Origin of the sequence: Chitinophaga sp., from assembly GCF_036569185.1 — a bacterium.
GTDB lineage: Bacteria > Bacteroidota > Bacteroidia > Chitinophagales > Chitinophagaceae > Chitinophaga.
In genome coordinates, this window is the sequence record NZ_DATCRD010000310.1 from 30,513 (window position 1) to 46,119 (window position 15,607).

Here is a 15,607-nt window from a genome sequence, read left to right on the forward strand (position 1 = left end):
TATGTTGTATACGGATCATACACCCGGAAGAACGGTTACACAGGAAGGACGCAGCTGTCTTTTCTTTTCAGGGTTTGCCTATCTCGGGCTGCATCAGCTGCCGGCCTTTAAGCGCCTGCTGGCAGAAGGCATTGAGCAATATGGCACCCTGTTTCCTTCTTCCAGGTCCGGCAACTTACGTTTATCTATATACGAAGAAACAGAACATGCTCTTTGCACATATCTAAAACAGCAATCGGCGGCCGTTCTTTCTTCCGGCTACCTGGCATCCCAGGCCGCTGTGCAATATGCCGTCAGCAACCGGCAGCCATTGTATGCACCGGACGCGCATCCTTCGTTGTGGTACCAGCAACCGGTGCTGCCGGACATGAGCCGGGAAGAGTGGATTACCCGGACCATTGAAAAAGTGAATGCACACCCGGATCATCATTTTGTGATCATCACCGATACCGTGAACCCGCTTACCGGCGCTATCCATCCCTTTCACTGGCTGCAGGAGCTGCAACGCAAGGTGCTGGTACTGGCAGATGACTCCCACGGCATTGGCATACTGGGCCCCGACGGACAGGGCGCCATTCACTTCTTACCGGAAACCCCGTATGTAAGATACCTGCTCTCCGCCTCACTGGCAAAGGCATACAGCATTGCCGGCGGAGTGGTGGCAGGTCGTGCAGCAGATATCGCCGCCGTGAAAAAGCTGCCTGTCTTTTCCGGCAGTACCCCCATGATGCCGGCGCATGCCCATGCCTGGCTGCATTCGGGAGACCTGGCTGCAAAGATGCGCAGGTCACTGCAACAAAACATCGCTTACTTCCTTCATCTTTCCGCCAATACCAGGGTGCATAACCCGCATGGCCTGCCCATGTTCATCCTGCCTCCCGGCGATGCGCTGGTGCACTACCTGCAGGAGAGGGATGTTATTATTTCCAGCTTCGCCTATCCACAGCCACATAGCCCGGTAATTAACAGGGCCGTAGTTTCTGCACTGCACCTGCAGGAAGATATAGCCACGCTGCACCAGTTCCTGCAGGAGTTTGGGATCACAAAAGTATAGGCAATAAAAAAACGGGAAGTTACCCTCCCGTTTTGCTCTCGCTATACTTACCATTTAAGGGGTTACCTTCACTGTTTTAGGCATCCTCAGCTCCACCACATAGGTCCCTGCTTTCATCAGCCGGAAGGCAAACAACGGGTTCACGCTGCCCTCTTTGGCCGACACATTTTTATCTACCGATACATAAGCAGAAGGAATACGGTAATACATCAGGTAGTTCCAGTTGGTACCGCCGCTGGAATAACGGCTCAGCGGGAACGGCGCGATCTCAAAATTACAGATCATAGCAGTATCTGTATACTCAATCGGGTGAAACCTGGCATAGTTCTCAAAAATGGGACGGTCGCCACGCTTAATGATCTCGCCTTTCTTCGGGTTGAATGGCTTACCATCCTTATCTGTTATTTTCAGGATAACGGAAGCGCCGCTTTCATTCACCCTGGTCACTGTCATTACCGGCGCGCCCATTGGTACGGTAGGAGAACCATCATTCGGGAAGAAGTTACAGTTGGCGGTGGTTTCAGTAACCAGTGGCGGATCAACAGTAGTGAGGGTACCAATGTTCTTATATACTTTTGAACCGGCCACATTGGATACCTCCACATCATATTCATAGGTAACATCCAGCGGTAAACTATCCGTAGCGCCATTGAACACAAACTGGCCGCTGGACAGGAATACATAAGGCTGCAATTTTTTCAGCTCCCGTTTTTTATTCACCAGCTCAATGGTAGTGTCCTTTGCAGGATCTACCGCTGCCGTATATACGTAAACAGGGTATTCTTTATAAAATTCATCTGCATGTTTTTTATTATCCGCCCTCCTGATATCCAGCAGCTTCACCGTCATGGGCTGGGTAGTGCCATCTGCAAGGATGGCGCTTGTTTTCTGGAACGCATTACCACGTTGTACTTTAATCGGGGTGTCTGGTACATACAGGCCATCACTGAGGAAGCCTTCTTCTATCTTTTTACATCCCGCTATCAGCAGCCCCAGCAGCACAGCGGAGGTAAGCCATTTTTTTCCTTTATATTGATGCAACATACTTTTCAGTTTAATGATGATGATGACTATTTCCAGTAGAATACATGGTTGTTTTGCAATACATGCAATACCCCTGTTTTTGTAATGATACCGGTAGTTTGCAAGGTATACTGGATGTCCCTGTCTTCTTCAGGATAATCATCCGGGCGGGGATCAGGGTCCAGGCCGTTGATCACTTTAGTCAATGCCATATATTTCACACCGGCAGAAAAAATATCATCATAACCACCTGCTTTGATCAGCTTGAATGCGAAATCTTCGTTCACTTTATTTTTATATACCTGCGATTCCAGTGAAAGATCAGCGCGTACAATTTTCCCGTTAAAAACATAGGCCAGCAGGGAATCGCGCAGCTCGGGCGCCTTCAGGCTGTCGATGGTGTACTTAACGTTTTCATCATTCAATTCCTTTTGCAGCTGTGTGGTCCTCACACCCAGGAACTGTTTGATCGAGTAATCCGTAGGCGCTACAAAAGTGACATCGCTGTTGATAGTTTCTTTGAGCCCCGCTTTATCGATCAGCAGGATCAGCGTATCAAAGTTTGAATTTGTTTTGAGATAATCGTAAGTAGTAAGATCTGTATGATCATTGGTAGGACTACCGCCCAGGAAATAATCGTCCTTTTTACAGGCGGTAAATAAGAGGGCCACCAGTAAGATACCCCAGCCAGCCTTTGCAGTAAATATTTTCAGTTTGTTCATGTCAGTTCATTTTAGATTCAGGATGCTATTTCACTTTACCGAGCCAGTAATCATTTTGTTTGAGCACGCTGTTGTTGAGGAACAGCACGCGTCCTACCGGCCATTTCCAGCCACCGGCATCAAAGCGGTCCTGCGGGAAACCTGCCGCTGCATTCACATCGCCGTTCATCAGCATGCGTGTGCGCACCAGGTCGTACCAGCGCTGGCCTTCTGCATATAATTCGCGGGAGCGTTCCAGGAATGCTTCCACTTTAATATCGGTAACATCTTCCGGCAAAATGGGACTGGCCTGTGAGCGGGCTCTCACACGGTTGATGTCCTGTAAGGCAGCGCCTACATTTCCCTGGTCGGCATACGCTTCTGCACGCAGCAGCAGCAGGTCGGCATACCGCATCAGGATGATATTGGCATCTACCGAAGCATCGGTGAAGTTGCCCGGGTTGCGGTAGTTGATATTCTCCCGGTTGGGGCCTGCAAATTTACAGATCAGTACATCATACTGGCCGGCCGCATCGAGGTTGGTAAAGTAATAGCGGCGGCGCAGATCAGTACCATCTTCATCATACAGCAAATTGATCAGGTCAATATTCGGTGCATCTATTTTACTGTCCTTATTGGTGATAAAAGGGGTTTTCAGGATACTGTAATAAAATCCTTTCTGCACCTGTTGCTCGCCATCAGCTACCTGCATGTTGATTTCAAATATCCCTTCCATTGATTTTCCGTGGAAGATCTTCGGGTACATCTCTGCTGGCAGTAACTGGTACTGACCGCTGTTCTCTACTGAATCAACAGCAGCAATGGCATTGGTCACATCAGATATCACCTGTCCTTTATTCAGGAAGTTCCTCCACATATAAGCATGCGCCAGTAAACCAAAAGCGGCGCCCCTGTTGGCTCTTACCGCCCTTTCTGTTCCGCTCTTGTATTCCCAGGGCAACAGGCTGATGGCCTTTTTAAGATCAGCAATACAGGTATCGAGGATGGCCTTTTCATTGGTTCTCGGAATATTCTCTGCCCCTACCGGGTTGGGATCATATTTGGTCACCAATGGCACATCGCCCCAGATACGCACCATGTAGAAATAGCTGAAAGCGCGCAGGAAATAAGCTTCTCCAATATAGCGGTTACGGGTGCGGGTGGGCTGATCCGTGAATTGTGCATCCGGGATGTTGGGAATATTATGCAGCATAATATTCGCCTGGGTGATCACTTTATAGTAAGGCGACCAGTCGTGGTACGATTCCAGGTAAGAACCGAGAAAATCCGCCGTATTCATACCATCTCCACCTTTTACCAGGAATCTTACATCGTACACGTTATAATCAGAGAATTCGTAGGCAGGTAACGAGCCATACGCAAAGTGCGACATACTCTGATCCCAGGCCGTATTGGTAGTCAGCGCCCTGCGTAGTAATGCATAACCGCCTGCCACGCCTTGCTCCGCATCCCGCTGGTTTTTCCAGAAAACAGAATTATAGGGAGAATTGATCGGCTCCTGGTCCAGCAGCTTCTTACAGGAAACAAACGGCGACAACAGCAGTCCTGCAGCTATTACCGTGAATATATTTTTCAGACAGTTCATATCTTCTTCTTTTTAAAAATTAAAAACCAACATTTACACCAAGGGTGAACTTACGTGGTATAGGATAACCGCCACCGGTGTAAGTACCTTTTTCGTCTACTGCTTCGGCATCAGGAACGCTTGACCGCTGGAACATCTTCACATTATCTACCACGCCATAGATCTGGAGCTTGCTGAGCTTAGTACGCTCCAGGAACTTAGGACTGAACTGGTAAGCAAGATTCAGGTATTTGATACGCAGGTAGGAACCATCTTCCACAAAGGCGGAAGAAAAAGGCAGGAACTGGTAGTAATAATGTTCACTGTAAGGGATCACTTCCGCATACTTGCTCTGATCTCCTTCTTTATGCCAGCTGTCGATAGAAGAAGGATCTACTGCAGCAATAGTTGCATAGCTGTTGGTTAAGCCTATCAGCCTGTCGGACATGTACTTGTTATAGATATCACGTTTAAGGGTAAACGTCATGTACACCTGCAGGCTCCAGGGGCCGTAAGAAAAGGCGTTGGTAAAGCCGCCGGTGCAGGCCGGGTTAGGATTACCGGCGCGCACTTTATCGTTCCAGTCCCACACATCATAATCGCCGTTCTGGTCTTCCCAGATAAAGTCGCCTGCCTGCACGGTATGGTTACCGCCCCAGTAGGTAAGCTTTTCACCGGTGTAGGGGTTAAACGGAATATCTTTTTCACTGGCGTAAACGCCCTTGTTCTTAATCAGGTAAAACTCGTTGATAGCGCGGCCTTTGGTAAGCACATATGTCATACCGGTATTGTTATCCGGTACTATCAGGTCGCGGTTACCATTGGGTAATTTAACGATCTGGTTTTTGATGAAAGATAAGATCAGGGTAGAATTCCACTGGAACTTGCTGGTAGGCGGCGTAATCCGGCCCTGCACGGTAAATTCCACACCGGTGTTACGTACATCCACCGCATTGGTATTCACCTTATCATACCCGGAAGTAGACGGCAGCAGGAGATCAAACAACAGTTTGGATGTTCCCCTGTTAAACGCGTCGGCAGTAACGTTCAGTCTCCCGCCAAAGAAGCTCGCATCCACGCCTATATTGGATTGAATGGCCTGTTCCCAGGTAAGACCGTCCTGCGCCACCCCATCGGAGAAGTTGGGCGTTACGGCATTCACACCGTTGTAGGTACCGCCGGTTGATCCGCCATAGGTCCCCTGGTTGATGCTGTAGTTATTATACTGGAGGTAATATTGTTTTGGTAAGCTTCCTGTTACCCCATAGCTACCGCGGATCTTGAAGTATTCCACCCAGCTTTTGAAAGGTGCCATAAATGGTTCGTCTGAAATGTTCCAGCCGGCAGATAAGGAGGGGAAGTAGCCCCAGCGGCTGTTACGGCCGAAGCGGGAAGAGGCGTCTGCACGATAGGCAAACGACAGGAGGTATTTCTCTTTATAGTTATAATTCACACGGGAGAAAAAAGATAACATACCGGACGACTGGTAATCAGACCCGGAAACGAGGTTGCCATATACATCCCTGTACATCATATAGCTGAGGTTATAGCCCTGCACCACTTTCACATTATCATTGCTCAACGCGCCGCTGCCAATACCGGTAAACTCATTTCGGATATTATTGATGGTGTTACCCAGCAGCACATTCAAATGATGATCTTTATTTACCACATCCGTTGAATAACTCAGGGTGTTATCGAGGTTCAGGTTTTCATAACGCGATTTTCCGCTTTGCGCATAAGATAACCCCGCGGTGTTCAGTTCTCCCGGCCTGAAAATATCGCGGGTATTGATGCTGGACTGAACAGAGCCGATAGAGGAAAAGCGCAGATTTTTGGAAATGTCGTAGTTCACGGTAAGACTGGCAGTGATATCATCATTGATATTTTTATCACGGCCGGACTCCAGGTCGCCAGTGAAGTTTTTGCGGTCGGTTTCAGAGATATTAAAGAGAGAGGAAAGATACTGGCCATTTATTAACGGGATCACGTTCTCGCCCGGGAACACGCCACGGCCGCGGGATCTGTCGCCCCGGCTCAAACGGAACAGGGAAGACACATTCAAACGTGGCGACAATTTCACGCCCATGGCAGCGGAAACGGTATAGCGTTTAAAGCCGGTACCACGGATCGTTCCGTCCTCATTGTAATAGTTACCGCTGATACGGTAGTTGGTAGTTTCTGATGCACCGGAAACAGACAGGTCGTAGTTCTGGATGATACCGTTCTGGTAGAAGAGATCCTGCCAGTCCACCGCCCCGCTGAAAGCGGGATTGAGACTGTCGGTCAGCATCATGGGAATACCATTCACTTTCTGCTGGTCTGAAAGATACTTTTGCAGGTAGTCCATTTTGAACCATCTTTCTTCCGCACCGCCGTATACCGTTTCAAACTTTGGTTGCTGCGTAAGCCCTGCATAGGTGGAAAAGTTCACCTGTGGCTTGCCCTGTTTACCGCGTTTGGTTTTTACGATCACTACGCCATTCGCACCGCGGGAGCCATAAATAGCTGCAGCGGAGGCGTCTTTCAGGATATCGATAGATTCAATATCGTTGGGGTTCAGACCGGCGATATAGTTGGTACCCGTATTATCAAATGCCGCGGCATCATCCAATGACACGGGGATATCGTCTATCACAAACAGCGGGGAGCTCAAAGTACGGGCGGCGCTGGCATTGCGGCTGATGGAGGTATTTCCCCTCACCACGAAAGAGCCTCTTACGCCCGGCTCACCTGTAAAATTCTGTACGTTCAAACCGGCGGCACGGCCCTGGAGCAGCTGGTCGAAGCTGGGGGAAGGCAGGTTTTCAATGTCCTTTCCTTTTACGCTGGAAACCGCTGCCGTTACGGTTTTGCGCCGTACCTCCTGGTACCCGATCACCACCACATCTTTCAGGCTTTTGGCATCCGGCTTCAGGGCAACAGTGTAGGATGCTTTCCCCGACAACACCACCGTTTGCGTTTCAAATCCTATAAATGAAATGGAAAGTTTGTTGGAATTACCTTTCAGGGTAAGCGTAAACTCGCCACTGGGACTGGTGGCTACACCATTATTGGTACCTACTTCTTTTACAGATACGCCGGGTAAGGGCCCACCTTTATCATCTGTAACGGTACCTGAAATTTTTCGCTCCTGGGCCCATGCCTGCAGGCATAGGAATCCCATTAGCACTAGTAGTAGCAACTTTTTGTGCATAGATTCTGGTTTATTGAATTATTCTGGAATTATCAGACTGGTCGACTGAATGTTTACGGTAATTTGTTCACTGGTGAAATAATCGTTGTTGCTGTGTTACCCGAACGGGTGAATTACAATTGTTGCTGGCTGTTGCTATTCTTTTAAGTTTGGTTGAATAAATCCGGTTGCTAAAAATGTTTGTTCACTGAAATGCTACACTCTTTTTGATTGCTCACTCGTACTTCATTGTTCTGGGAGGAAATTTAGAAATGTTAAAGTTTTCCTAATAGGGCGGCAGTGATTAGTGACATTAGCATGACGGTAGTTTTTACCCCGCAGAAAACGGGTTTATTATTATCTAAGTAATTGATAATTATCTTCAATGAAAAAACATTATTTTATTTACTCATCTATTTATGATAAAATAACATTATTAAATAATAAAATAACACCATTAAAATAAAACAGGTCCGACAATTTTATGATAAACTACCGGGCCTGTTTTCCAGGTTTGTGCTTAGCTTTTAACAGCACCCCCATAGCATATACTCACTGGCACCTATATACGAAATCGTTTAGCTGCGCCCTTTACCGGTTACACCGGAAATCTATCTTATTTATCGGCTAAATGGCATTGACTGCCAACTATTAATTATTTTTGCCGGATAAACTTTGCCGCCTGAAAAAAGTACGGAAAATATTATCTGTCGTGTTACTGTGTTTGTTAGGCCTTGTCATCCTGATCGGAATACTGGTCAACATCCCCGTGGTGCAGAATTTCCTGGTGCATGAAGTGACCAGCCGTTTGTCGCAGCAGCTCAAAACACGCGTGGAAATAGACCGCGTGAGCTTCCGGCTGTTCAACAGTATGCAACTGGAAGGCGCATTGATTGAAGACCAGCATAAAGACACCCTGTTGTACGCAGGCAAGCTACAGGTGCGCATTACCGACTGGTTCTTTTTCCAGGAGAAACCCATTATCAAATTCATAGGGCTTGAAAATGCCGAAGTGAACCTGCTGCGCTCCCGCCAGGATTCTGTATGGAACTATCATTTCCTGGAAGAAGCGTTTGGCTCCTCCAAACCGGATACCAGCAGTAAATCTTCCGGCGGCCTTTCCCTGGACCTGAAAAAAATTGATCTTAAAAATATCCGGTTGAACCAGGTGGACGCCTGGGTGGGTGAGGATATGCGGGCATCTGCCAAACGCATTTATCTCGATGCCAAAAACCTGGATCTCCAAAAGCACAACATCGACATACAGGAGCTTACGCTTACTGAGCCTAACTTTATTATCAGCAGCTATGCCGCTTCTCCCCTGCGCCACCGGCGGAAACCAGCCCCGGATCATCCCGTGCCGGATACCGGGCAGCTGCAGCAACTGCGCTGGAACAATGCCAACTGGAAACTGATCGTAAAAGAGCTCAATATAAAAAACGGCATCTTCGGTGTGGATAACCCTGACGATAGCACGAAAATAGAGCCCGGCTATTTTGCCCCGCACCATATCCGGTTCAACGAGATCAATCTCTCCCTCACCAATACCAGCCTGGTAAAAGACAGTGTGATCGGGGATCTTACCCTCCGTACAAAGGAACGCAGCGGCTTTGAAGTAAAGAAACTGACCAGCCGGTTTAAAATGTCGCCCGTGGAAATGGAATTTTCACAGCTCGACCTGGAAACCAACCGCAGTCATATCGGCGACTATTACACCATGCAGTACAGCGATATCAGCGATATGAGCGATTATATCAATGATGTGTTCATGCAGGCCCGGTTTAAAAACTGTAAGCTGTCGTCAGACGATATTGCTTTTTTTGCACCACCCCTTTCCACCTGGAAAAAAGAAATTACCCTGAGTGGTAAAGCCAGGGGACCAGTGAGTAACCTGAAGGCATCGGACATAGACCTCACCGCCGGCGCCACCACCCGTTTGAAAGGAAGCCTGGAAATGCGCGGGCTGCCCGACATCTTCGAAACATTTATCGATTTTCATACAGAAGAACTGGTCACCACCGGTAATGATGTAATGCAGATCATGCCCGTGGTGAAGGACATTGTGAATACCGTGCGCATCGACCGCCTTTCAAATATCCGCTTCCAGGGAAGCTATACCGGTTTCATCAACGACTTTGTGGCCTATGGCCAGTTCCAGACCAATCTCGGTAAAGTGAACTCCGATCTGAACTTTAAAACCAGCCGCGATGTTCCCGTTTACTCCGGGAGCCTGAAAACCGTGAACTTTGATATCGGCAGTCTCTTTAACAATGCCAATCTTTCCACCATCTCCCTGGATGCCAAGGTAGACGGCGCAGGCTTTAACTTTAAAACACTGAAAGCCACCGTGGATGCAGATGTCCAGGAAATATCCCTGTTTGGCTACGATTATCGGAATATTAAAACTAAAGGGGAAATGAGCCGCAAGTTCTTTAACGGCTCCCTCACGGCCAACGATCCCAACCTGGATATGGATTTTGCAGGGACCATTGATTTTAACGCCGCCCTCCCCGAATTCAAATTTAATTCAGAGATCCGCAAAAGCGACCTGAAAGCCCTGCATATCACGGAAGATTCCGTGACCTTACAGGCCAAACTGGAACTGAACTTTGTGGGTAGTAATATCGACAACTTCAATGGTACCGCCAGGATGTACGAGGTATCCGCCTTTAAAGACAACCGCCGCCTTGAATTTGATTCCCTGTATGTATCGTCGCATATGGACGGTAACCAGAAGCTGCTTGAATTTTCCGGTAGTGAGATCGGCGGCTTTGTGAAAGGACAATACAGCTTCCTGCAATTGCCTGACGCTTTTAAACTGCTGCTGAACAAATATTATCCCAGCTACTTCAGTGCGCCGCAAAACACCGTTATCAACCAGGATTTCACCTACGCTGTTAACTTTGGCGAAGTGGATAAACTGCTGAGCGGCTTTACCAAACAGTTTTCCGGGTTTGACCATGCCACCGTAACCGGCGCCCTCAATACCATGAACGGCGGCAACCTGGCATTGAACATCCAGGTACCGGAGGCCGGTTACCAGGGATATCATGTACAGGATCTGCAGATTAAGGGAGATGGCAACTTCAATAAGGTCAATATCAGTACAAGCATTGGCAAGGTACTGTCAGGTAAAAACGTGATCCTCGAAAACCCGGTGATACTGGCCAGTTCAGGGCACGATACCTCCTTTGTAAAAGTAGACCTGGCCGCAGAAGATACCTCCTCCCTCGATGGCTTCTATGCACGGATCATTACCGTGGCCGATGGGCTGAAGATCAATTTCCTCAACAGCGCTTTTACTGTGAACGAGCGGCAATGGAATGTTACTCCCGGCAATGAAATATACTGGAGCAAACATTTTCTCACCGTAAAAAATCTGCGGGTAACCCGGAATGATCAAAGCATTACGGTGGAAACCAATGAGTACAATCCTGACGAATCAAAGTTCATTGTGACCCTGAAAAACCTGAACCTGGCAGATGTGATTCCCTCCCAGCTGATCACTACACGGGTGGAAGGAATTACCGACGGTACTATTAATATTGCAGATCCCACCGCAAACCTCGACATCAATACCGCGCTCAGAACGCGGGAGCTGCGTATAGACAATGATTCCATCGGCCTGTTGAATATAGACGGTACCTATCATCATCTTACCGGTGATGCTACGTTTAACATCCAGTCGGACAATGCGGGGATGGCTTTCCTGGCGCAGGGTAAAATCGGGTTGTCGGCCTCCAACAACGGTATCGACGCCAGTGTTAAGTTCAACGGCGCCTCTATCAGCCTGCTGAATAAATACCTTGCAGGCTATGTATCCAATATTACCGGTACGGTAACCGGCGCCTTAAATATAGGTGGCACCACGCAGCTGCCTTCCGTTAAAGGCGCGCTCACACTGGATACCGTAGGGGTGACGGTAGATTACCTGGGCACCCATTACCGCATTCCCAAGCTGAATGTGAATGTAGACGATAACCTGATTGAATTCGGTAACTTCCAGCTGGTAGATAAATACAACACGAAAGGTACCGCCAGTGGCTATATCAGCCATGATCATTTCGATAAGCTCAATTTTGATTTTGATGTTACCGGCCGCGGCTTCCTGTTCCTGAATACCAGCGCTACAGACAACGACCTGTTTTACGGAGATGTGCTGGCCGATGGTAAAGTATATTTCTCCGGCCCGCTGAACGATATGCAGATGCATATTCTTGCGCGCCCGATCAAAGGCACCCACTTCTATCTTCCTATGTCCGACAGCAAGGATATCGGGAAATATGACTATATCACATTTAAAACCTACGGTACCGAGATCGTTGAGAAGAAGAAGAAAAAAGACAATACCAAACTGACCGTAAAGCTGGATATTGCCGCCAATCCTGATGCGCAGATCGATGTGATCCTGGACGCCACCACCGGCGATATCATTTCCGCCAACGGTACTGGTAACCTGCAGATCACTGTGAATACGGAAGGCGACTTCACCATGTTCGGTAACTATGAGATCAATAACGGTTCCTACAATTTCACTTTCCAGCGCCTCACCAGCTGGAAGTTCGATATAGAAAAGAACAGTACCATTACCTGGAACGGCGATCCTTCAGAGGCCAGGGTAAATATTATGGCCAAGTATTCGCTGCCAAAGGTAAGTTTGTATAACCTGGTAGGCCAGGGTACCAATATCAGCACCGACAAGCTGGCTACCCGCACAGAAAAAGTGGATGTGCTCATCAACCTTCGCGGGGCCCTGCTGAAACCCGACATCACTTACTCCATTGAATTGCCTGAAGTAGGCAGCCTGGCCTATGAAAGCGGGGTGGCTGCCCACCTGAAAGAGATCAACAACGACCAGAATAAGGCATTGTTCCAGGTGTGGGGCCTGCTGTTCTCCAACCAGTTCCTCCCGGATGACGCCACCACAACGGCTGCTGCGAATGTGGGCATTACCGGTAAAAACAGCGTGGGACAGGCGCTGTCTGCACAGGCGCAAGCCATCCTGAACAATATTACCGGCGCCCTGCTGAAAGGCAGCGGCATCGGGGTGAATGTAAATTACCGTGCCTATAACGTGGGCGGGCCGCAGGATAATTCCTCGGTAGACCGTAACCAGGTAAGCGCAGGTATTACCAGTAACTTATTCAACAACCGTTTCCGTTTGTACGCCGGCGGCGATTACGACTGGGGTAAAACGGCTACTTCCGCCAATACCAACCGGTTTGCCGGCGATTTCCGCATTGAATACCTCCTTACGCCGGATGGCCGTTTCCGTATCAACGCTTTCAGCAAAACGGATTACGACGTGTATAACCTTAACAACCGTACGAAATCAGGTGTGGGTATTTCCTATATCAGGGAGTACAACCGCTTCAACGAGCTGTTCAACGACAGGCGGCGCAGGCGCACGCCGCTGCTGGATTCCCTTCGCCGGGCAGCGATGCTGAAACAGGAGCAGCAGGATTCCCTACGTGCCAAAACAGATACTACCGGCACTGAATAATGTCTTAAACTACAAAGGAGCAACAACTGCTGTTGTTACTCCTCCGAGTGGTTTAGTTTTCAGGAATGTTACCATTCCTTATTTTACGCGTTCCCAATGATGGTCGCCCATTTATCCTTTAAGAATTTCATGCCCCAGTTTGTCGCGCTTGGTTCTGAGGTAATTCTCATTATGCGGGTTGGGATGGATTTCGATGGGTACGTTTTCCACTACTTCCAGGCCATAACCAAGTAAACCGGCGCGTTTGCGTGGGTTATTGGTGATAAGGCGGAGTTTGCAGATACCGAGGTGGCGCAGGATCTGTGCCCCTACTCCATAATCGCGTTCATCCATTTTAAAGCCCAGTTCCAGGTTAGCTTCCACGGTGTCCATGCCTTCTTCCTGCAGCTTATAGGCTTTCAGTTTATTCATCAGGCCAATACCTCTGCCTTCCTGGTTCATATATAATATAAGGCCTTTTCCTTCTTTTTCTACCATTTGCATGGCTGCGTGCAGTTGTTCGCCACAGTCGCAACGCAGCGAGTGCAGGATATCTCCTGTTACGCAGGAGGAATGCACCCTTACCAGTACCGGTTCATCTTTTTTCCAGTCGCCTTTCTTCAACGCCATATGGATTTCACCGGAGTTGATCTGTTTAAAAGCGATCAGTTCAAAGTTGCCGTATTTGGTAGGCATTTGTACTTTCACGCCTTCCTCTATCAGCGTTTCTGTGCTGAGGAGGTAAGCGATCAGGTCTTTTATGGAGATGAGTTTAAGGTCGAATTTGGTAGCGATTTCGCGGAGTTCCGGCAGGCGGGCCATGGAGCCGTCTTCATTCATGATTTCCACGAGTACGCCGGCAGGTTCAAACCCTGCGAGGCGGGCCAGGTCTATAGTGGCTTCCGTGTGTCCTGAACGGCGTAGAACGCCGCCGGATTTTGCTTTCAGCGGAAATATATGGCCTGGTTTACCCAGATGTTCCGGTTTGGTATTGGGATCGATGAGCGCCTGAACGGTTTTGGCCCTGTCGTGTGCAGAAATGCCGGTGGTGCAGCCATGTCCGAGCAGGTCTACCGAAACGGTGAAAGGGGTTTGGTGCAGGGCGGTGTTATCGCGTACCATGAGGTCCAGTCCCAGTTCTTCGCAGCGCTCTTCCACCAGCGGTGCGCAGATGAGCCCACGGCCGTGGGTGCTCATAAAGTTGATAATTTCGGGTGTTACATTGCGTGCTGCCGTGATAAAATCACCCTCATTTTCACGGTCCTCGTCATCTACCACGATCACCAGTTTACCGTTTTTTATATCTTCTATTGCTGCTTCTATTGTATCTAACATATAATATTCCCTCCGGGTCAGTAATGTTGAATTGCGCAAAGTTACAACTTATACATGTGAAAAGTTGCTGGCGGAGGTAAGTGCTATACTATAGGAAACCCGCTGTGGGAATGTTAATTATACACAAGAATTTTAACATATAACAATATATAAGTATTTAATAGCCATTTATACACCTGAAACCGGATAAAGTTCACTGTGGGCGTAGATATTTCTCATTATTAATATCTCATATTTGAGAAATCGTAATTATTGGGGAAATTCTTGAATAATCCTTTTATTAATATTGATATAGCTAGATGCCATTTAAATTTTGATATGCCCATTGAGATATCCACAGTGTACTTAACAATTTGTTAATTCAACGTTAAAATTTTCACAGGAAAATTGTTCAACTTTGCCGGATGAATCAAATTTTGGATCTTATGAGATTTAGAAAATTACTCCTTACCTTTTCTTTAATGTTTGTTGCCTTCATCACCTTTGGTCAGGTAACCACTTCCAGCATCACCGGAAGTATCAAAGATGATAAGAATGAAGGTTTGATCGGGGCCACGGTTAAAGCCACGCATATGCCATCAGGAACGGTATATGGTACTGTAACAAGAGCCGACGGTAACTATACCATTCCGGGTATGCGTATTGGCGGCCCGTACAAAGTTGAAATTTCCTATATCGGCTATCAAACCAAAGTATTGGAAGGTATTAATCTTAGCCTGGGTGAAGCTTATGTTATCAACGAAAAGCTGACATCCGGACAAAACCTCCAAACAGTTAACATCGTTGGTGAACGCTCTGCAAGACTGGGCCAAAACAAAACGGGGGCATCTACTGTCATCAACACCCGTCAGTTAAGCACACTCCCTACTGTAACCCGTAACATCACCGACTTCACCCGCCTTACACCTCAAGCGAACGGAAATAATTTTGGCGGACGTGACGGACGTTATAACAATATCCAGGTAGATGGTGCGAACCTTAATAACAACTTCGGCCTCAGTAACGATCCAATGCCTGGTGGTGGTGCATCTCCGATTTCCCTGGATGCTTACGACCAGATTTCTGTTAACATCGCTCCATACGACGTAAGACAGTCCGGCTTTACCGGTGCTGGAATCAACGCTGTAACCAAAAGCGGTACCAACGAATTCCATGGTTCCATCTATGGCTTCTACCGCGATCAGAGCTTTAATGGTACGAAGGTCCACGATAACGTACTGACCTTCCCTAAAACCGAAAACAAAATCATCGG

The 15,607-nt window shown here is 48.0% G+C and carries 8 protein-coding genes; 3 read left to right on the top strand and 5 right to left on the bottom strand.

What is annotated here, in order from left to right; genetic code table 11:
* Position 1: 1 nt before the first annotated feature.
* The gene (locus tag VIM72_RS24065; protein ID WP_332005370.1) at positions 2–1,054 is read left to right on the top strand and encodes a hypothetical protein; all 1,053 of its coding nucleotides are present in this window, start codon (positions 2–4) and stop codon (positions 1,052–1,054) included.
* Between the two features lie 54 nt (positions 1,055–1,108).
* Here the strand turns inward: VIM72_RS24065 and VIM72_RS24070 are convergent, their stop codons facing one another.
* Genes VIM72_RS24070 through VIM72_RS24085 form a run of 4 tightly spaced genes read right to left on the bottom strand, consistent with a single transcriptional unit; the run spans position 1,109 to position 7,559 of the window.
* On the bottom strand, positions 1,109–2,098 hold the full coding sequence (locus VIM72_RS24070; RefSeq protein WP_332005371.1) for a DUF5007 domain-containing protein: 990 nt from the start codon (positions 2,096–2,098) through the stop codon (positions 1,109–1,111).
* A gap of 26 nt (positions 2,099–2,124) precedes the next feature.
* Positions 2,125–2,799 (bottom strand): fasciclin domain-containing protein, encoded by a 675-nt coding sequence (locus VIM72_RS24075; RefSeq protein ID WP_332005372.1) that lies wholly within the window; start codon positions 2,797–2,799, stop codon positions 2,125–2,127.
* A gap of 25 nt (positions 2,800–2,824) precedes the next feature.
* Positions 2,825–4,384: a RagB/SusD family nutrient uptake outer membrane protein gene (locus tag VIM72_RS24080; RefSeq protein ID WP_332005373.1), complete on the bottom strand. Its 1,560-nt coding sequence runs from the start codon at positions 4,382–4,384 to the stop codon at positions 2,825–2,827.
* 19 nt (positions 4,385–4,403) lie between these two features.
* Positions 4,404–7,559 (bottom strand): SusC/RagA family TonB-linked outer membrane protein, encoded by a 3,156-nt coding sequence (locus VIM72_RS24085; RefSeq protein ID WP_332005374.1) that lies wholly within the window; start codon positions 7,557–7,559, stop codon positions 4,404–4,406.
* Between the two features lie 691 nt (positions 7,560–8,250).
* Here VIM72_RS24085 and VIM72_RS24090 point away from each other — a divergent pair.
* Entirely contained in the window at positions 8,251–13,041 is a 4,791-nt protein-coding gene (locus tag VIM72_RS24090) for a translocation/assembly module TamB domain-containing protein (protein ID WP_332005375.1), read from the top strand.
* Between the two features lie 111 nt (positions 13,042–13,152).
* Here VIM72_RS24090 and VIM72_RS24095 read toward each other — a convergent pair whose 3' ends face one another.
* On the bottom strand, positions 13,153–14,355 hold the full coding sequence (locus VIM72_RS24095) for a bifunctional 3,4-dihydroxy-2-butanone-4-phosphate synthase/GTP cyclohydrolase II (protein WP_332005376.1): 1,203 nt from the start codon (positions 14,353–14,355) through the stop codon (positions 13,153–13,155).
* Between the two features lie 425 nt (positions 14,356–14,780).
* Between VIM72_RS24095 and VIM72_RS24100 the strand changes: the two genes are divergently transcribed.
* Positions 14,781–15,607, top strand: an 827-nt coding sequence (locus VIM72_RS24100; protein WP_332005377.1) for a TonB-dependent receptor, incomplete at its 3' end; no start/stop codon positions are given.